Below are 17,140 nucleotides of genomic sequence, written 5' to 3'. Positions count from 1 at the left end.
CTGGTTCCGGCGCGGGGACGACGGGCGGTTCCTGTGGCCGGGGTTCGGGGAGAACTCCCGGGTCATCGCGTGGATCTGCGCGCGCCTGGCCGGGCAGGTCGGCGCGGACCAGACCCCCGTGGGCCTGGTCCCGGCCGCCGGTGACCTGGACGTGGCCGGGCTGGACGTGCCCGCAGCCGACCTGGCCGAGCTGTTCGCGATCGACCCCGCCGCCTGGACCGCCGAACTGGACGAGCTCGAGGCCTACTTCGCCGGTTTCGGGGACAAGCTCCCGACCGAACTCCCGCAGCGCCTGCAGCAGCTGCGTGCCGCCCTGACCGCCGCTCACTGAGGAGACGACCCCCGCATGACCGACCAGACCCAGCCCACCGACGACCTCGGCTGGTCCCTCAAGCTCGGCCTCGCCGAGGCGATGGTGCCGCTCATCGGCCGCCTGCACCGCGACCACGGCGTCACGGCGACCGTCCACGGCCGCAGCCTCGTCGGCAAGTCCGTCGTCGACCTCATCAAGGCGCACCGGTTCGCCCGCCGCGTCGACGACGTCGAACTGAGCCTGGAGGGCAGTCTCGAACTGCTGCAGGTCCTGTGCCGCTTGCCGTTGTCGCCGGCCGTCGTCGACCTGGCCCGGCTCGCCGGTGCGGGGACCACCGACGAGGGGGCCGTGCGGGAACTGCTCGCCCCGCTGGCCGCGGGGGACCCGGGCACCGGCCGCCGCGACGTCGTCCTCTACGGGTTCGGCCGCATCGGACGGCTCCTGGCCCGCATCCTCGTCGAACAGGGCCAGGACCCGTGGGGTCTGCGACTGCGGGCCGTCGTGGTCCGACGTGGCGGGGCGAACGACCTCGTCAAGCGGGCCAGCCTGCTGCGCCGCGACTCCGTCCACGGCGCGTTCGCCGGCACGATCACCGTGGACGAGGAGCACGACCGGATCGTCGCCAACGGCACCACGATCCAGGTCATCTACTCCGACGACCCCGCGAGCGTCGACTACACGGTGCACGGCATCCACGACGCGCTCGTCATCGACAACACCGGCCGGTGGCGCGACGCCGAGGGGTTGTCGCAGCACCTGCGCAGCGCCGGGGTGGGACGCGTGCTGCTCACCGCCCCCGGCAAGGGGTCGGTCAAGAACGTGGTGCACGGGCTGAACCAGGACGCGCTGGGGGAGTCGGACCGCATCGCCTCGGCGGCGTCCTGCACGACGAACGCCATCGCCCCGGTCCTGAAGGTCGTCAACGACCGCTACGGCATCGTCCGCGGCCACGTCGAGACCGTGCACTCGTTCACCAACGACCAGAACCTCATCGACAACTTCCACAAGGGCGACCGCCGCGGCCGCTCCGCCGTCCTCAACATGGTGCTCACCGAGACGGGGGCCGCGAAGGCCGTCGCGAAGGCGCTGCCGGAACTCGAAGGCAAGCTCACCGGGAACTCCATCCGCGTACCCACCCCCGACGTCTCGCTCGCCGTGCTGCACCTCACGCTGCGCGAGAGCGTCGAGAAGGCCGACCTCAACGAGTACCTGCGCCAGGTGTCGCTGGACTCCCCGTGGCAGGACCAGATCGACTACACCGACTCCCCGGAGGTCGTCTCCACCGACTTCATCGGGACCCGCAAGACCGGGGTCGTCGACGCCCTCGCGACCATCACGGCGGGGGACAGCGTCGTCCTGTACGTCTGGTACGACAACGAGCGCGGGTACTGCGAGCAGGTGCTGCGGGTCGCCCGGACGTTCCAGGGACTCGACCGCCCGGTGTTCCCACCGGTCGCCTCCGGGCTCGCAGCTCAGACGGGCGGTTCCGGGTCGTACTGGACGTGACGTCGCACCTGGCGGGCCCGGTCCACCGAGGCGAGCCGGGCCACCAGGTGCAGGGCCATGTCGATGCCGGCCGAGACGCCCGCCGAGGTCACGACGTCGCCGTCGTCGACGAAGCGGTCGTCGGGCCGGACCTCGATCGTGGGGTCCAGTTCGGCCAGGAGGTCCAGCGACCCCCAGTGGGTCGTCGCCGGCCGGTGCGCGAGGAGACCCGCGGCGGCGTAGACGAGGGCCCCGGTGCAGACGCTCGTCATGAGCGGGACGGTGGCGCGCTGGGCGCGCACCCAGTCGAGGTGGGCCTCGTCGCGCAGCTGCGGGCGGGTCCCGCGGCCGCCGGGGTGCAGCAGGACGTCGAACGCGGGGGCGTCGGCGAAGGAGTGGGCCGCGGTGAACTGCAGACCCTTCGCGGCGGTGACGAGACCGCCGTCGCGCGACAGCGTCGTCACCTCCCAACCGTCCTCGCCGAACTGCTGGGCCCAGCAGGCCAGCACGTCCCACGGGCCGACGGCGTCGAGTTCCTCCACGCCGTCGAACAGGACGATCCCGATCCGTCGCACTCCCGCGTCGCTCACGCGTCCAGGCTCTCACCCAGCTCGGTGAGCACCTGGGAGGCGATGCGGAAGGCGTTGTTCGCGTCCGGCACCCCGCAGTACACGGCCGAGGCGAGGATGGTCTCGCCGATCTCGGCGACCGTGACGCCGTTGCGGCGCGCGGCCCGCACGTGCATCGCGAACTCCTCGTGGTGCCCGCGGGCGATGAGCGCCGTCAGGGTGATGAGGGAACGCGTGCGCCGGTCCAGCCCGGGCCGTGTCCACACCGCGCCCCAGGCGTTCTCGGTGATGTAGCGCTGGAAGTCGGCCGTGAACCCCGTCGTGGCCGCGACGGCGCGGTCGACGTGCTCGTCGCCCAGCACCTCCCGGCGCACGACCATCCCCGCGTCGTACTCCCCGGAGTGCTCCTCGGTCACCGCGCCACCTCCCGTGCCAGGTCCCGGACGATCCGGGCGATCTCCTCGGGGGCCTCGGCGGGTGCCTGGTGCGCCACGTCGTCGAGGACCACGAGCCGTCCGTCGCGGACACCGTCGGCGATCTCGCGCAGCGACTCCGGCGGACAGACCGCGTCGTGCGCACCCGCGACGGCGACGACGGGGCGGTCCACCTCACCGAGGCGGTCGCGGACGTCGAAGGCGCCCAGCGCGCCGCAGACCGCGGTGTACCCCTCGGTCCCCGTGTCCCGCAACGCGTGCAGCAGCGCCGCGCCGACGGCGGGCCGGCGTTCGAGGAACCCGGGCGCGAACCACCGCGACGCCGTCGGCCCCACGAGCGAGGCCGTCCCCGACGCGCGCACCTGGGCGGCGCGCTCGGCCCACGACTGGGTGGTCCCGATCCGGGCGCCCGTGCAGCACAGCACCGCCCCGAGCACGCGGTCCGGGTGGTCGAGCAGCAGCTGCAGCCCCACCTGGCCACCGACGGAGTCGCCGGCGTAGAGGAACGGGCCGTCGTGGCGTTCGGCGACGGCGTCCACGACCTGCTGCGCGAGGTCGGCGATCGTCAGGTCGGCGGGAACGGGGCGCCGGTCGGCGCCGTGTCCGGGCAGTTCCCAGGCCACCACCTCGAACTCCGCGTCGGAACCCGTGCCGAGCAGGTCGACGACGGGCCCCCAACAGGCGGCGGCGGTCGTGCCGAGGGACGGCCCCAGGACGAGGACGGTACTCACGGGGTTCCTCCACGCAGTCGTTGCGCCGCGGCGAGGTTCGCCGCGGCCCGGTCGGGGTGGACGGTCAGGCCGGCGAGCAGGTCGGCGCTCTGTGCGGTGGCGACGACCGTGCGGCGGGCCAGCAGCCGCAGCGTGTCCCATTCCGCGTGCCAGGCGCCGTCGGCGCGTTCGTCGACCTGGTCGGCGGCGGCGGCGTGCAGCGTGCCGGCCAGGTGCGGGGCGACGATCGCCGTGGAGCGGACGAGCACCGACAGCACGGGGTTCGCCTTGTGCGGCATCGAGGACGACCCGCCGCCGGTCCCCTCGGACAGTTCACCGACCTCGGGCCGCGACAGCGTCAGCACGTCCCGGGCGACGTGGCCGCAGGCGTCCGTCGTCGCGACGAGCGCGTCGCCGGCGCGGGTGACCGGCCGACGGTTCGTGTGCCAGGACGGGCCGTCGGTCAGGCCCAGCCGGGCGGCCAGGTCGCGGCGGTCGGTGCGGGTCCCGACGGGTCCGCCGGCCTGCACGGGGTACGTCAGCGCGGCGAGGTCGGTGTCGGCCTCGAGGAGTCCGGTGCGCCAGGCGCCGAACCGGTGGCCCAGCGGGACGGGCAACGCCCACTGCGTCAGCGTGCGGGCCGTCACCTCCCGGTGCCCTTGCGCGGTGTCGAGGCGGTCGACGGCGGCGACGGCGTCCGCGAGGTGGGTGCGGACCTGCGCGACGGCGTCGCGCAGCAGGAGCACCAGGGCGGTGTCGACGACGTCCTGGCTCGTCAGCCCGGTGTGCACCTCCACGCCGGGGTTGACCCGGCGCAGCGCCTGCACGAGGGGGATGACGGGGTTCCCACCGGCCTCGACGTCGAGCGGCTCGTCGGGTGCGGTGAGGTCCACCCCGGCCCACGCCGACTCCACGGCCACCATCGCCGCGGTGAAGGCGGTGTCGGAGAACACCGCGCCGGCCCGGTGGTCGCCGGGCCGGAAGAACTCGCTCACCGTCCGCTCACGCCGGGGTTTCGCCCGGCGCCTGGAGGAAGACGGTCTCGTCAGGACCCTGCAGGTGCACGTCGAAACGGTAGCCGTCGGGGTCGGCCGTCGCGACGAGGGTCTGAGCACGCGGGCCCGCCGCGGTGAGCAGGGCGTCCGTGGCCCCGTCGGGGAGGGGCAGGTAGGCCCGGGTGCTGAGGCGGTGCAGCAGCCCGCGGGCGAAGACCGTGACGGCGAAGAACGGCAGGCCGCCGTCGACGGCGCCGGGGGTCAGGGTCGTGAACGAGTAGTCGCCCGCCCCGTCGGTCGCGCAGCGGCCGAACCCGGTGAACGTCCAGCCGTCGCGGTGCAGGGACCCGGGCCGCCGCACGACGGCGCCCTCGGGGTCGGCCTGCCAGACCTCCAGCAGCGCGTCCGACACGGGGTCGCCGGCACCGTCGAGGACGGTGCCGTGCAGGCGGACCGCCCCCGGGGTCCCGCGCGGGACGAGCTCGGCGTCCCCGGGGTAGGGCAGGGCGTAGTGGAAGAACGGGCCGACGGTCTGGCCGGGGGTGGGGGCGAGGCGGCTCATGCGTGCTCCTCCTCCAGGGGCGTGCGGTGGGCGCCCGTGAGCACGATGTCCCACCGGTAGCCCGTCGCCCACTCGTGGGTCGTGACGTCGTGGTCGTAGGTCGCCACGAGGCGTTCGCGGGCGGCCGGGTCGACGATCGACTGGTAGATCGGGTCGAGGGCGAACAGCGGGTCGCCCGGGAAGTACATCTGGGTCACGAGGCGCTGGGTGAAGTCGGTCCCGAACAGCGAGAAGTGGATGTGCGCGGGCCGCCAGGCGTTGTGGTGGTTCTTCCACGGGTAGGGGCCGGGTTTGACGGTCGTGAACCGGTAGACGCCGTCCGCGTCGGTCAGGGTGCGGCCCATCCCCGTGAAGTTCGGGTCCAGGGGCGCGGGGTGCTGGTCGCGCTGGTGGACGTACCGCCCGCCCGCGTTGGCCTGCCAGACCTCCACGAGCTGGTGGCGCACGGGGCGGCCGTCCCCGTCGAGGACGCGGCCGGTGACGACCATCCGCTCCCCGAGGGGTTCCCCGCCGCGCTGGATCGTCAGGTCCGCCTCGAGGGGGTCCACGTCGCGCTGCCCGAACGCCGGGGCGAACAGTTCCACGCCCTCCGGGTCGACCTGGAACAGGTCCTTGGTGGGGTGGCGCAGCAGGGTCGAGCGGTAGGGCGGGTAGTCGCGCCGCGGCTGGAACTCCGGTTCGCTCGTGGTCGCCCACTTCGCGGCCGTGTCCTCGATCTCGGCCGAGAGCTCGGCCTGGCTCTCCAGACCACTCATCGTGTCGGCCATCCGGTGTAACCCTCCGCGAGGTAGGTGGACCCGGCCTCGGAGGAGACCAGGGAGTGCAGCTCGCCGAGCTGGCGCAGGTCGTCGAAACCCTCGGTGCCCGGGCTGCGGTGCAGCATCGTCGTCATCCAGTAGCTGAAGTGCTGGGCCTTCCACACGCGGGCCAGGGCGCGGTCGGTGTACTCGTCGAGCAGGTCGAGGTCGTCCTTGGCGAACGCGTCGGTCAGGACCTCGGCGAGGACGCGCACGTCAGCCAGGGCGAGGTTGAGGCCCTTGGCGCCCGTGGGCGGCACGGTGTGGGCGGCGTCCCCGGCCAGCACCAGCCGGCCGTGCCGCATCGGGGTCTGCACGAAGCTGCGGAACGGCAGGACCGACCGGCTGATGACGGGCCCCTCGATCAGCTCGAACCCGTCGCGACCGGCGAGGCGACCCTGCAGCTCGTCCCAGATCCGCCCGTCGGACCAGTCGTCCGGGTTCTCGGTCGGGTCGCACTGGAAGTACATGCGCTGCACGGACTCGGTGCGCTGGCTGATGAGCGCGAACCCCGTCTCGGAGCGGTTGTAGATGAGTTCGGGGGAGCTCTTGGGGGCCTCGCAGAGGATCCCGAACCAGGCGAACGGGTACTCGCGGAACCAGCGCTGGTGGCCGGCCACGAGGTCGCGGCAGACGCTGCGCGACCCGTCGGCGCCGACGACGACCTCGGCCTGCACCTCGTGGCGAGCGCCCTCGGCGTCGGTGAACGTCACGCGGGGCGATCCCGTCACGTCGTGGACCCCGACGTCGGACACGCCGTAGTGCAGGTTCCCGCCGTCGCGCGTGCGGGCGCGGTGCAGGTCGGTGAACACCTCGGTCTGCGGGTAGAGCCAGACGGAGTTCCCCACGAGGCGCTCGAAGTCGAGGTGGTGGGACTCCCCGTCGAAGCGGAGGAAGATGCCGCCGTGGCGGTCGCCCTCGGTGAGGACGCGCTGGGGGCCGTCGCCGTAGACGCCGGTCTCGGTGAGCATCCGGACGCTGTCGGTCTCGAGGATGCCCGCACGGTGCGTCGTCTCGATCTCGTGGACGGTGCGGTGGTCGACGACCACGGTCTCGATGCCCGCGCGGTGCAGCAGGTGGGAGGCCATGAGGCCGGCGGGACCGCCGCCGACGACCGCGACCCGCGTGCGGTGGGTCGTCGCTGGCGTGGGGGACGGCGTCGTCATGCAGGCAGGCTAGGACGGGTCCGGGCGGGGGACCAGGCGTCCGTGCCACTGAGTGGAACGTAGGCTGCACCCGTGGCCGGCAGATCCGCCCCCGGGGCCTCCCTCGTGGACCGCACCCTCGACGTGCTCGGCGCCTTCGGCCCCGAGCACCGGGTGCTGCGGCTGACCGACCTCGCGGCCCGCAGCGGGCTGACGCCCTCGACGACGTTGCGCATCGTGCGCCGGCTCGAGGCACGCGGGTTCCTCGCCCGCCGGGCCGACGGGTACGTCGTGGGGCGGCGGACGTGGGACCTCGGGCTGCTGGCGCCCGTCCAGACGGAACTGCGCGACGTCGCGGCCCCCTTCCTGCAGGACCTGCAGGCGGCGACGCGGGCGACGGTGCACCTGGCCGAGCGCGACGGCGACCGGGTGCTCTACCTGGACCGGCTCCAGGGGTCGGCCTCGGTGCCGGTCGTGAGCCGGGTCGGCGGCCGGCTCCCGCTGCACACCACCGGCGTCGGGAAGGTGCTGCTCGCGCACGCGCCCGCCGAGGTCGTGGGCCAGGTGCTGGCGGGTCTGCAGCGGGTGACGCCGTACAGCATCACCTCGCCCGGGCTGCTCCAACGCCAGCTCGCGCAGGTCCGCCGGGAGGGTTTCGCGAGCACGAGCGGGGAGATGGACGTCGGGAACGCCTCGGTGGCGGTTCCCGTGCGCGGGCCGGACGGCGACGTCGTGGCGGCGCTGGGCCTCGTCGTGGCGACGTTGGGTCGCGACCGTCCCCGTCTCGTCGCCGCCCTCTCGGTGGCCGCCGCGGGCATCTCCCGCGCCCTGCGCGGGTGAGGTTCCCCCGAACTGCTTGACGGCTCACGGGTCCAGCCCTACGTTCTCAGCAAGAACATTGATGTTCTCATCGATTGTCGAGCTCAACGGAGTTCGGCCCCATCCGCTGGAGCGTGATCCGCCGTGCCCGCCACGCCTGCCCCTCCCACCCGTCCCCGCCCTCGCCGTCTGCTGACCGCCCTGCTCGCCACGACCGTCGTCGCCGGGCTCGCCACGGCCTGCTCCTCGGGATCGGGGGGCGGCACGAGTTCCGACCCCATCGAACTCGGCGCCATCGCGACGCTGTCCGGGCCGGCCACGTTCCCGGAGTCCACGGCCGCGGCCAAGGCGTACTTCGACAAGGTCAACGCCGCCGGGGGCATCGGCGGCCGGAAGATCGAGTACACCGTCGTCGACGACGCCGGAGACGGTGGCCGCGCCGCGCAGGCCGCCCGCCAGCTCGTCGACAAGGACGGCGTGGTGGCCCTCGTCGGCTCGGCCAGCGTGCCGGACTGCGCCACGAACGCGGAGTTCTACGCCCGCTCGAGCATCGCCTCGGTCCCGGGCGCAGGTGTTCTGCCGCAGTGCTTCTCCTCACCGAACATCGCCCCGACGAACACTGGCCTGTTCGCCGGGCTCGGCGTGAGCCTCGTGCACGCGGTCAAGGACCTGGGCAAGACGAAACCGTGCGTGCTGTCCGGGGAGGACGTCCAGGCCGGGGTCGCCCCCGTCCTCGCCGCGTTCACCCGGCAGACCGGGGTGCAGGTGACGCTCGCCCAGCAGTACCCGACCGACAACTCCAACTGGCAGTCCTACCTGCTGCGCGCGCAGCAGGCCGGGTGCGACGTCTTCGTCCCCGCCGTCGCCGGACCGCAGCTCGTGGCCCTGGAGAAGCAGATCACCCAGCTCGGCCTGCGCGGGTCCATGACGTTCATGGAACTGGCCAGCGCCTACAACACCCAGGTCGCCGCGGCCATCCAGCCGGGCGCCGACGGTCTCGTCGTCAACTCCGAGTTCCTGCCCTTCACGGGGTCCGGCGCGCAGGACCCGGCCCTGTCGGACTACGTGTCGACGATGAAGGGGGCGGGGGTCGCGCTCAACTCCTTCGGCCAGGGCGGGTACGTCAGCGCCGCGGTCCTCGTCGAGGTGCTCAAGGGCATCGAGGGCGACATCACGGCCGAGAGCGTGCTGAAGGCGTTGCAGACGATGCAGCCCTACGAGACCCCGCTCATGGGGAACCCCTACGTGTTCGGGAACGGCAAGACCCACCAGGCCAACGTGTCCAGCCGGTTCGTCGAGCTGCGCGGCACCGACTGGGAACCCGTGACCACGGAGTGGACCACCCTCCAGACCGGTTCGCAGAGCGGGAGCTGACGTGCTCGAGCACGCCGTGGCCGGGCTCGCGCCCGGCGGGGGCTACGCCCTGCTGGCCCTCGCCCTCGTCATGACCTACCAGGCCACCCGGACCGTGAACTTCGCGACGGCCGCGACGGGGGCGTTCGGCACGTTCCTCTTCGCGGCCGCCGCGGGGGCCGGGGTCCCGTACTGGCTCGCGCTGCTGCTCGGCGTGCTCTGCGGTGCCGCCGTCAGCACCCTCCTCGGCGGGATCCTCGTCGTGTGGTTCGACCGCAGCGACGTCGGCACCCGATCGGTCGTCACCATCGCCCAGCTCATCAGCACCATCGCGCTGGCCGGGCTGCTCTTCGGGGGCGACCCCCGCCCGGTGCCCTCGCGCCTGGACGGGCGCGCGTTCGCCGTGGCCGGGACGGTCGTCTCGCAGGCCACGGTCGTGCTGCTCGTCCTGGCCGTCGCGGTGGCGGCCGGGGTCGGTGCGCTCTTCGCCCGGACCCTGCTGGGCCGGCGGTTGCGCGCGGTGTCCGAACGTCCGCAGACCGCCGAACTCCTCGGCATCCGCTCCCGTCGCTACGGCACCTGGGTGTGGGCCGTCTCCGGCGCGTTCTCCGTCGTCGCCGTCACGCTCATCTCGACGTCGTCCACCACGAACTTCCCCTCCCTGGCCCTGCTCGTCGTGCCCGGTCTGGCCGCCGCGCTGTTCGGGCTGTTCCAGAGCCTGGCCTGGGCCGTCGTCGGCGGTGTCGTCCTCGGTGTGCTGCAGGGGATCGCGGCCGGGACCTCCCAGTTGGCCGCCTACAGCACGACTGCCCCCTTCTTCGCCCTGCTCGTGATCCTGCTGTTCGCCCAGCGCGGCCAGCGGTGGGAGGACGCCCGGTGACCAGACCACCCGTCAGTTCCGTCGTGGGGAGCCTCGTGCTCGTCGCGGCCCTGGTGTACCCGCTCGTCAGCGGGGCCTACGACCTGTTCCTCGGCACGAGCGCCGTCGTGAGCGCCGTCGTCCTGCTGAGCCTCGGCGTGCTCTCCGGCGACGCCGGGATGCCGTCGCTGTGCCAGATCTCCTTCGCCGCCGTGAGCGCCTGCGTCTTCACGCAGTTCGCCGCGGCCGACCACCCGCTCCCGCTCGTGGTCCAGGTCCTGGCCAGCACGGCGGTCGCCGCCGTGCTGGGAGCGGTCGTCTCCCTGCCGGCGCTGCGGCTGCGCAGCGTCAACCTCGCCGTCGTGACCCTCGGGGTCGCGGGCGCCGTCGGCACCGTCCTCAACGCCCCCCGGTTCGGGCAGGTGTTCGCCGACCGCCCCGGGATCCTCGCCGGGGACGAGGCCTTCTACGTGTTCACCGTCGTGTGCTTCGCGGCCCTCGCCGCGCTGCTGGGGTTCGTGCGGCGCCGCCCCACGGGCGTGGCGTGGAAGTCGGTGAAGAACAGCGAACGTGCGACGGCGGCCCTCGGCGTCTCCGTCGTGCGCGCCAAGGTGACGGCGTTCGCGACCAGCGCCGCTGTCGCGGGTTTCGCGGGGGTCCTCACGGTCCTGCAGCTGGGGATCGTCGCGCCCACGAACTTCCTCACCACGTCCTCCCTCGTCGTCTTCGCGGCCGCCCTGTTCATCGGCAGCTGGCGGTGGCAGGGCGCCCTGCTGGCGGGGGTCGTCGCCACGCTCGTCCCCGAACTCGTCAGCCGGGCCGGGCTGCCGCAGGACCTCGGCAACCTCGTCTTCGCGGTCGGGGCGATCCAGGCGCTGGCCGGGGGAGTCGCCGTCGCGGACCGCGTCTGGCCGCAGGGCGGTCGGCGCGGGCGGGGAGCCGTGGACGCGACGGCCTGGGACTGCGTCGTCGCACAGCGGTCCGTGGCCGCACCGACCGGTGCCCCGGCGCTCGAGGTGCGCGGGGTCACCGTGCGGTACGGGGGGATCACCGCCGTCGACGGGGTCGACCTGCACGTCGACCCGGCCGAGGTCGTCGGGCTCGTCGGCGCCAACGGGGCCGGCAAGAGCAGCATCATCGACGCCCTCAGCGGCTTCGCGCCCGCGACCGGCGACGTCGTCGTCGCCGGGCGCCCGCTCACCGGACCCCCGCAGCGACGGGCCCGCCACGGTCTGCGCCGCACCTTCCAGCAGGACCGCGTCGTCACGACCGTGACCGTCGGGCAGTACCTGCGGCTCGCGGCCGGGCGCCGGCTGCCCGCGGACGAGCTGGAGGCCCTCGTGGCGTTCAGCTCGGCCCCCTCGGCCGGGCACCTCGTGGGCGACCTCGAGGGTGCGGCCCGCCGCCTCCTCGAGGTCGCGGCGGCCTTCGCGGCCCGTCCCGCCGTGGTGCTCCTCGACGAACCCGTCGCGGGGCTGTCGGCCGCCGAGGCGCTCGTCTTCGCCCGCTCGCTGCGGGCCGCCCCCGCGGTGTTCGGCTGCGGCGTCCTGCTCGTCGAGCACGACGTCGACTTCGTCCGCGCCGTCTGCCCCCGCGCCGTCGCCCTCGACTTCGGCCGGGTCGTCGCCGGGGGCACGCCCGAGGAGGTCTTCGCGGACCCGACGGTGCGCGCGGCCTACATGGGGGACGCCGTGGGCGAGGACAACCCCGACCGACCGAAGGAGACGTCGCTGTGACCGGTTCCGCGCTCGTGCTGGAGGGGCTCACCGTCACGCGCGGGGGCCGGGCCGTCGTGGAGGAGGTGGACCTGCAGGTGCCCCGGGGGACGGTGACCGCGCTGCTCGGAACCAACGGGGCCGGCAAGACCAGCCTCATCGGCGCGGTCGCCGGGGTGCTGCCGAGCACGGGCACCGTCCGCCTCGGCGACCGGGACCTCTCGCGCGAGCGGCCCGTGCGTCGCGCACGGGCCGGCCTCGCCACGGTCGAGCAGGGCCGCACCGTCTTCGGGCAGATGAGCACCCTGGACAACCTCCGGATCGCCGGCGGGAGCCCGGAGGCCGTCGAGGCCGTGCTGGGCACCTTCCCCGAGCTGCGGCCGAAGCTGTCGACGCGGGCCGGTCTGCTGTCCGGCGGGGAGCAGCAGATGCTCATGCTGGCGCGCGCGCTGACGCGGGACCCCGCCGTCCTGCTCGTGGACGAGATGTCCCTCGGGCTCGCCCCGGGCGTGGTCCGCCGGCTGCTGCCGCTGCTGCGCCGGCTCGCGGCCGAGCGGGACATGGCCGTGCTCCTCGTCGAGCAGTTCGCCGTCCTGGCCCTCGCGGTCTGCGAGCACGCCTACGTCCTGCGCCGGGGTCGCCTGACCCACGACGGCCCGGCCGCGGAGCTGGCGGCGGACCCGGGTCGGCTGGACGCGGCGTACTTCGGCTCCCGCGCGCACGGGGCGGAGCACTGACCGGCTTCCGCCTGGTGGCATGCTGGCGCCGTGCCTGACCCGTTGCAGCACCGGCTCCCCGACGACGTGGGCTACCTCCTCAGCCGCACCAGCGCAGACGTGCTGCGGGACACCAATTCCGCCCTCCAGCCCCTGGGGCTGCGGGCGCGGGCCTTCGCCGTGCTGTCGTGCGCGGCGGAACCGGAGGCCGAGCACACCCAGCGTCAGCTGGCCCACCGGCTGGGGCTCGACCCCAGCCAGGTGGTGGCGCTGGTGGACGACCTGTCGGCGCGGGGCCTGGTCGAGCGGCGGCCGGGGGAGCAGGACCGGCGCACGAGGACCGTCGTCGCGACCGCTCAGGGGCACCGGCTGCTGGGGGAGGCGGTCTGCGTGGTGGCCGAGGCGCAACGGCGCTACCTGGACGTCCTCACGGCGGCCGAGACGCGGGAGCTGCGCCGGGTGCTGACGAAGCTCTCCGACCGCTGATGGGCTGCGCGGGTGACAACCCTGGTTGAGAGTTGTAGCTGTCTAGAAGTCGTCGCACCATGGGAACCGTGATGAGCACGAGCACGAGCAGCCCTGCACCGCTGACGGTGGAGGACCCCGACGGTCGTCGCTTCGTCCTGGTCCCGGAGGAGCGCTACCGGATGCTGCTGGAGCTGGAACGGCGGCACGGGGTGGCGCGACCGCCGGCCCTGACGAGCCGCGAGCTGGAGATCCTGCAGATGACGTCCGAGGGCAAACCCGGGGCCGTCGTCGCCGAGCGGCTCGGTCTGGCGCCCAACACCGTCGCGCAGCACCTGGCCTCGGTGCGGCGCAAGTACGGGGTCCGCAGCTCGGCCGCCGCGGCGGCCCTGGCGCGTCAGGCCGGTCTGCTGGACTGACGCGCCCGGCCGCGGAGCCCCTGGTCGGAGTCGAGCCGACGACCTACCGCTTACAAGGCGGTTGCTCTGGCCACTGAGCTACAGGGGCGCGCTCGCGCGCGGCCCCGAGCCTAGCTCCTCGAGGAGTTCGGCGCTGGTCACGACCCGCGCGAAGCCGTCGCCGAGGGCGGCGAGGAACGCCGTGTGGGCGACCGCCCCCGGGACCCGGGTCCCGGCGAGTTCGAGGTCCGGTGCGGCGCAGGCGTCCGCGACGACCGTCACCGCGAAACCACGTTCCGCGGCCGAGCGCACCGTGGAGTCCACGCACATGCTCGTCATCATCCCCACGACGACGAGGTCCTCGACCCCGCGGTCGCGCAGGAGTTCCTCCAGACCCGTCCCGAGGAACGAGTTCGGTGCGTGCTTGACGACGAGCGCCTCCCCGGGACCCGGGGTGAGCGCGGGGTGGATCGCCACCCCGGGGGTGCCGGGCCGCAGGAACGGGGTGTCGTCCAGGCTGTGGTGCTGCACGTGGACGACGACGTGCCCGGCCCCGCGTGCGGCGGCGAGGACGCGGCCACCGGCCTGCGCGGCCTCCTCGGGCCCCACGAGGGGGTAGGCCCCACCGGGGAAGTAGTCCTGCTGGACGTCGACGACGACGAGGGCTGTGGTCACGCGCGCCATCCTCCCCGACGCCCCGCGGCGAGCAACAGCCCGGCGGCCGCGAGCGTCCCGAGGGCGCAGGAGCCGAAGAACGCGACCTCGTGCGCGGGGGAGTACAGCTGGGCGAGCAACCCGGACAGCGCGGACCCGCCGGCCATCGTCAGGAAGTACAGCGACAGCGTCTGGGACGCGAACCGCTGCGGTGCGGCCGCGGTCGTCGCCGACATCGCCACGGCGGGCACGACGGCCTCGGCGACGGAGAACAGCAGGAAACCCACCAGGGCGAGCCAGAGCGGGTTCACCGCACCCGTGGTCCCCGCGCCGAGCAGGAACACCGCGTACCCACCCGCGATGGCGACGAGCCCGGCCGTGGCCTTCACCAGGGGTGGGATCGCCGGACCGTTGCGGCGCAACCAGAACAACCCGACCAGTGGGGCCGCGGCGATGGTCAAGAAACCCTGGGCGGTCACGACGGTCGCGGGCGGGACGGTGACGCCGGCGACGGTGAGGTCGAGGCGGGTGTCGGCGTACAGGCTGAACGTCGTGAACAACTGGAACAGCATCGTCCAGAACACCAGCGACGCCCCGAACACCGGGACGTAGCGCACGACCCCGCGGCGTTCGGCCGGGGTGACCCCGCGGGCGGTGAGCAGCAGCGTGAAGTACGCGACGCTCGCCACGACGACGGCCGCCGTCGTGACGGCCGGGAGCCGGTCCAGCGTCAGCAGCCCGGTGCCGACGACGAGCGCCAGCACCGCGACCGCGACGACGAGCACGACCCCCGCCCGGACCGCGGCGCGCGCGTCGAGGGGGTTCGGGACGAGACGGGTGCTGCGCGGCAACCGGTTCCAGCCGACGACGTACTGCACCAGGCCCACCGCCATGCCCACGGCCGCCGCGGCGAACGCGACGTGGAACCCGGACCGGTCCTGCAGCAGGCCGGTCAGGAGCGGGCCCACGGAGGACCCGACGGCGATGCCCGTGTAGTAGAAGGAGAACCCCGCGTCGCGGCGGTCCTGGTCGTCGCGGTAGAGGTCGCCCACCATCGCGGTGGCGTTGACCTTCAGCCCACCCGTTCCCAGGACGATCAGCCCCAGCCCCACGGCGACCCCCCACCCGGAGCGGACCGCGGCCAGGACGACGTGGCCGAGCAGGATGAGGGTTCCCGCCACGAGCACCGTGGTGCGCGCGGCCAGGACGCGGTCGGCGACCCAGGCGCCGAGCACCTGCGCGATGTAGACGACCCCGCCGTAGGACCCGGTGACACCGAGCGCGGTGGCGGTGGGCAGGCCGAGGCCGCCGTCGGTGAGGGAGTAGTAGAGGTAGTAGGCCAGCACGACCTGCAGGCCGTAGAAGCTGAACCGCTCCCACATCTCCACCCCGGCCAGCGTCACGAGGGCGCGGGGACGGGAGTCGGTCGTCGGCCGCACGGAGGGGACCTCGCGGGTGCTCACGCGACCACCTCCGTGGCGGGGCGCTCGACGAGGGCGCAGCCGCCGTCGGCGCGGGGGTCGGCGGCGGCGTCGAACGTCCCGTCCGGCAGGACGTGGACGAGGTTGGCCTGGCCGGTGTCCTCGTCGGCGGCGGGGATCCGTTCGACGCGGAACCCGGCGGCCTCCAGCCCGGCGGCGACGGTGTCGTCGGCGTCCTCCTCCAGTCTCGCCCCCTCGGGGTGGTCGGTGGGGTCGAGCGGGCCGACGACCCAGCGCGGTGCGCACACGGCCTCGGCCGCCGTGCGCCCCGCGAACGCCCCGAGGAGCACCTGGGTCTGGACCTGCGGCTGGGCCTTGCCGCCCATGACCGAGCAGACGGTCTCCAGCTCCCCTCCGTCCAGGCCACTGCCGCGCAACGACATCACCGGCATCAACGTGTGCGAGGGACGCTTCCCGGGCGCCAGGACGTTCGCCGAGGTGGGGTCGAGGGAGAAGCTCGTCCCGCGGTTCTGGAACAGCACGCCCGTGCCCGGGTCCAGGACGTGGGAGCCGAAGTGGCCGTACAGGCTCTGGATGAGGGAGACGGCGGTGCCGTCCTCGTCGACGGCGGAGATCCCGACGGTGTCCCCGGCGGCCGCGCGCAGCGTGCGGCGGTGGGAGGGGACGGTCGGCAGCGCGTGCGGGTCGACGTGCAGGAGTTCCCCGGCCGACGGACCGCCCGTGCGGGGGTCGGCGAGGAACCCGTCGCGCAGCAGGCCCCCGTCGTGCAGTTCGCGGGCCAGCACCTCCACGCCGCGACCGAGGGCGTCGGCCGCGGACAACCCGGCGGCCGCGGCGGCGGCCAGGGTGCGCAGCAGCGCGAAGCCCTGGGTGTTCGGCGGGCTCGTCAGCACCGTCCGGACGCCACCGTTCCCGTCGTCCCCGCTCCAGCGCAGCGGGTCGGTCGTCTCGGGGACGAACGCGGCGAGGTCGGCTGTGGTCAGGAGCCCACCCCGGGCGGCGAGACCGGCGACGAGGTCGGCCGCGAGCGCCCCGGTGCAGAACTCCCCCGGGCCACCGGCCGCGAGACGGGACAGGGTGCGGGCCAGCGCGGGCTGGCGCAGGACCTCCCCGTGCCGCAGCGGTGCGCCGCCCGGGGTGAGCAGGTCGGCGAGCGGGCCGCCTTCCTTGAGGTCGGGCACGGCCCAGCGGATCGCGCGGTGCAGCGAGCGGCTCACGGCGACGCCGTCGGCGGCGAGGCGGACGGCCGGGGCGAGCAGGTCCGCGAACGGGGTGCGTCCCGCGAGGTCGAGCAGGACCTGCCAGCCGCGCACGGCCCCGGGGACGGTCACGGTGTCCGGCCCGTGCGCCGGCATCGGCTCACCGGGCCCCAGCCCCAGCCGGTCCCGCAGCGCCGCCGCGTCGGTGGCGGCGCCCGCCGGACCGGTCGCGTTGACGCAGCGCACCACGCCGTCGGGCGTGCGGACGAGGGCGACGAGGTCGCCGCCGAGGGAGGTGTTGTGGGGGTAGGCGACGCACAGCGCGGCGGCGGCGGCCACGGCCGCGTCGACGGCGGACCCGCCGGCGGCCAGGACCTCCCGGCCCGCGGCGGTGGCGGCCCAGTGGGGGGTGACGAGGACCGACCGGTGCACGCCGGGGCGGCGCGGTGCGGTGAGGGTGGGGGTGCTCACGGGGTGCCTCTCGACGACGGTGTGGGAGGTGCGCGGAGC

19 protein-coding genes and 1 tRNA gene are annotated in these 17,140 nt (G+C 74.2%); 9 read left to right on the top strand and 11 right to left on the bottom strand.

Translation table 11 applies throughout. The features are described from left to right. Together AB0637_RS22630 and AB0637_RS22625 are read left to right on the top strand one after the other, a co-directional pair. Positions 1-331, top strand: a 331-nt coding sequence (locus tag AB0637_RS22630) for a phosphoenolpyruvate carboxykinase domain-containing protein (protein ID WP_366174951.1), incomplete at its 5' end; no start/stop codon positions are given. Positions 332-346: 15 nt separating this feature from the next. After that, positions 347-1,819 (top strand): glyceraldehyde-3-phosphate dehydrogenase, encoded by a 1,473-nt coding sequence (locus tag AB0637_RS22625; RefSeq protein WP_366174950.1) that lies wholly within the window; start codon positions 347-349, stop codon positions 1,817-1,819. Here the strand turns inward: AB0637_RS22625 and AB0637_RS22620 are convergent. The 7 genes from AB0637_RS22620 to AB0637_RS22590 are packed head-to-tail and all read right to left on the bottom strand — an operon-like array spanning position 1,786 to position 7,031. Beyond that, complete coding sequence (locus AB0637_RS22620) at positions 1,786-2,373, bottom strand: DJ-1/PfpI family protein (protein WP_366174954.1); 588 nt, start codon at positions 2,371-2,373, stop codon at positions 1,786-1,788. The two genes, AB0637_RS22625 and AB0637_RS22620, sit on opposite strands and share 34 nt — an antisense overlap. 11 nt (positions 2,374-2,384) lie before the next feature. Then, complete coding sequence (pcaC, locus tag AB0637_RS22615) at positions 2,385-2,747, bottom strand: 4-carboxymuconolactone decarboxylase (RefSeq protein ID WP_366174953.1); 363 nt, start codon at positions 2,745-2,747, stop codon at positions 2,385-2,387. Positions 2,748-2,779: 32 nt separating this feature from the next. Next, positions 2,780-3,532 carry an alpha/beta fold hydrolase gene (locus AB0637_RS22610; protein ID WP_366174949.1) on the bottom strand — a complete coding sequence of 251 codons (753 nt, stop codon included), beginning with the start codon at positions 3,530-3,532 and terminating at the stop codon, positions 2,780-2,782. Then, positions 3,529-4,506, bottom strand: a complete 978-nt coding sequence (locus AB0637_RS22605) for a lyase family protein (RefSeq protein ID WP_366174948.1) — start codon at positions 4,504-4,506, stop codon at positions 3,529-3,531. The genes AB0637_RS22610 and AB0637_RS22605 overlap by 4 nt, the downstream gene beginning before the upstream one ends. A 7-nt stretch (positions 4,507-4,513) precedes the next feature. Then, complete coding sequence (pcaG, locus tag AB0637_RS22600) at positions 4,514-5,068, bottom strand: protocatechuate 3,4-dioxygenase subunit alpha (protein ID WP_366174947.1); 555 nt, start codon at positions 5,066-5,068, stop codon at positions 4,514-4,516. Beyond that, positions 5,065-5,823 (bottom strand): protocatechuate 3,4-dioxygenase subunit beta, encoded by a 759-nt coding sequence (gene pcaH, locus AB0637_RS22595; RefSeq protein WP_366174952.1) that lies wholly within the window; start codon positions 5,821-5,823, stop codon positions 5,065-5,067. The genes pcaG and pcaH overlap by 4 nt, the downstream gene beginning before the upstream one ends. After that, complete coding sequence (locus tag AB0637_RS22590) at positions 5,820-7,031, bottom strand: 4-hydroxybenzoate 3-monooxygenase (protein WP_366174946.1); 1,212 nt, start codon at positions 7,029-7,031, stop codon at positions 5,820-5,822. The genes pcaH and AB0637_RS22590 overlap by 4 nt, the downstream gene beginning before the upstream one ends. A 72-nt stretch (positions 7,032-7,103) precedes the next feature. Here AB0637_RS22590 and AB0637_RS22585 point away from each other — a divergent pair, with 72 nt between their 5' ends. The 7 genes from AB0637_RS22585 (at position 7,104) to AB0637_RS22555 (ending at position 13,356) form a co-directional block, all read left to right on the top strand. Beyond that, positions 7,104-7,850 (top strand): IclR family transcriptional regulator, encoded by a 747-nt coding sequence (locus tag AB0637_RS22585; protein ID WP_366174945.1) that lies wholly within the window; start codon positions 7,104-7,106, stop codon positions 7,848-7,850. 123 nt (positions 7,851-7,973) lie between these two features. Further along, entirely contained in the window at positions 7,974-9,203 is a 1,230-nt protein-coding gene (locus AB0637_RS22580) for an ABC transporter substrate-binding protein (RefSeq protein WP_366174944.1), read from the top strand. A gap of 1 nt (position 9,204) precedes the next feature. Further along, positions 9,205-10,062 (top strand): branched-chain amino acid ABC transporter permease, encoded by an 858-nt coding sequence (locus tag AB0637_RS22575; RefSeq protein WP_366174943.1) that lies wholly within the window; start codon positions 9,205-9,207, stop codon positions 10,060-10,062. After that, the gene (locus AB0637_RS22570) at positions 10,059-11,777 is read left to right on the top strand and encodes an ATP-binding cassette domain-containing protein (protein ID WP_366174942.1); all 1,719 of its coding nucleotides are present in this window, start codon (positions 10,059-10,061) and stop codon (positions 11,775-11,777) included. Before AB0637_RS22575 ends, AB0637_RS22570 begins: the two co-directional genes overlap by 4 nt. Further along, positions 11,774-12,493: an ATP-binding cassette domain-containing protein gene (locus AB0637_RS22565; protein WP_366174941.1), complete on the top strand. Its 720-nt coding sequence runs from the start codon at positions 11,774-11,776 to the stop codon at positions 12,491-12,493. Before AB0637_RS22570 ends, AB0637_RS22565 begins: the two co-directional genes overlap by 4 nt. 30 nt (positions 12,494-12,523) lie before the next feature. Beyond that, positions 12,524-12,958: a MarR family winged helix-turn-helix transcriptional regulator gene (locus AB0637_RS22560; protein ID WP_366174940.1), complete on the top strand. Its 435-nt coding sequence runs from the start codon at positions 12,524-12,526 to the stop codon at positions 12,956-12,958. Positions 12,959-13,029: 71 nt separating this feature from the next. After that, positions 13,030-13,356, top strand: coding sequence for a helix-turn-helix transcriptional regulator (locus AB0637_RS22555; RefSeq protein ID WP_366174939.1), 327 nt, complete (start codon positions 13,030-13,032; stop codon positions 13,354-13,356). A gap of 15 nt (positions 13,357-13,371) precedes the next feature. Here AB0637_RS22555 and AB0637_RS22550 read toward each other — a convergent pair. The 4 genes from AB0637_RS22550 to AB0637_RS22535 form a co-directional block, all read right to left on the bottom strand. Further along, positions 13,372-13,444, bottom strand: a tRNA-Thr gene (locus AB0637_RS22550). Then, positions 13,435-14,010 (bottom strand): cysteine hydrolase family protein, encoded by a 576-nt coding sequence (locus AB0637_RS22545; RefSeq protein ID WP_366174938.1) that lies wholly within the window; start codon positions 14,008-14,010, stop codon positions 13,435-13,437. The genes AB0637_RS22550 and AB0637_RS22545 overlap by 10 nt, the downstream gene beginning before the upstream one ends. Then, a complete protein-coding gene (locus AB0637_RS22540; protein ID WP_366174937.1) occupies positions 14,007-15,452 on the bottom strand; it encodes an oligopeptide:H+ symporter in 1,446 nt (481 codons plus the stop codon). Before AB0637_RS22540 ends, AB0637_RS22545 begins: the two co-directional genes overlap by 4 nt. Then, positions 15,449-17,101, bottom strand: coding sequence for a gamma-glutamyltransferase (locus AB0637_RS22535; RefSeq protein WP_366174936.1), 1,653 nt, complete (start codon positions 17,099-17,101; stop codon positions 15,449-15,451). Before AB0637_RS22535 ends, AB0637_RS22540 begins: the two co-directional genes overlap by 4 nt. Positions 17,102-17,140: the final 39 nt, after the last annotated feature.

This window comes from Kineococcus sp. NPDC059986 (assembly GCF_040702905.1).
In the GTDB taxonomy this organism is placed as follows: Bacteria; Actinomycetota; Actinomycetes; order Actinomycetales; family Kineococcaceae; genus Kineococcus.
The sequence above is the reverse complement of the archived record's forward strand: the minus strand, read 5'-3'. Positions and strand labels throughout refer to the sequence as shown.

Excerpts from the sequence above, each read along its gene's own strand:
- pcaG (WP_366174947.1), bottom strand. The coding sequence starts at position 5,068 with ATGAGCCGCCTCGCCCCCACCCCCGGCCAGACCGTCGGCCCGTTCTTC.
- AB0637_RS22590 (WP_366174946.1), bottom strand. The coding sequence starts at position 7,031 with ATGACGACGCCGTCCCCCACGCCAGCGACGACCCACCGCACGCGGGTC.
- AB0637_RS22555 (WP_366174939.1), top strand. The coding sequence starts at position 13,030 with ATGAGCACGAGCACGAGCAGCCCTGCACCGCTGACGGTGGAGGACCCC.
- pcaH (WP_366174952.1), bottom strand. The coding sequence starts at position 5,823 with ATGAGTGGTCTGGAGAGCCAGGCCGAGCTCTCGGCCGAGATCGAGGAC.
- pcaC (WP_366174953.1), bottom strand. The coding sequence starts at position 2,747 with ATGGTCGTGCGCCGGGAGGTGCTGGGCGACGAGCACGTCGACCGCGCC.
- AB0637_RS22625 (WP_366174950.1), top strand. The coding sequence starts at position 347 with ATGACCGACCAGACCCAGCCCACCGACGACCTCGGCTGGTCCCTCAAG.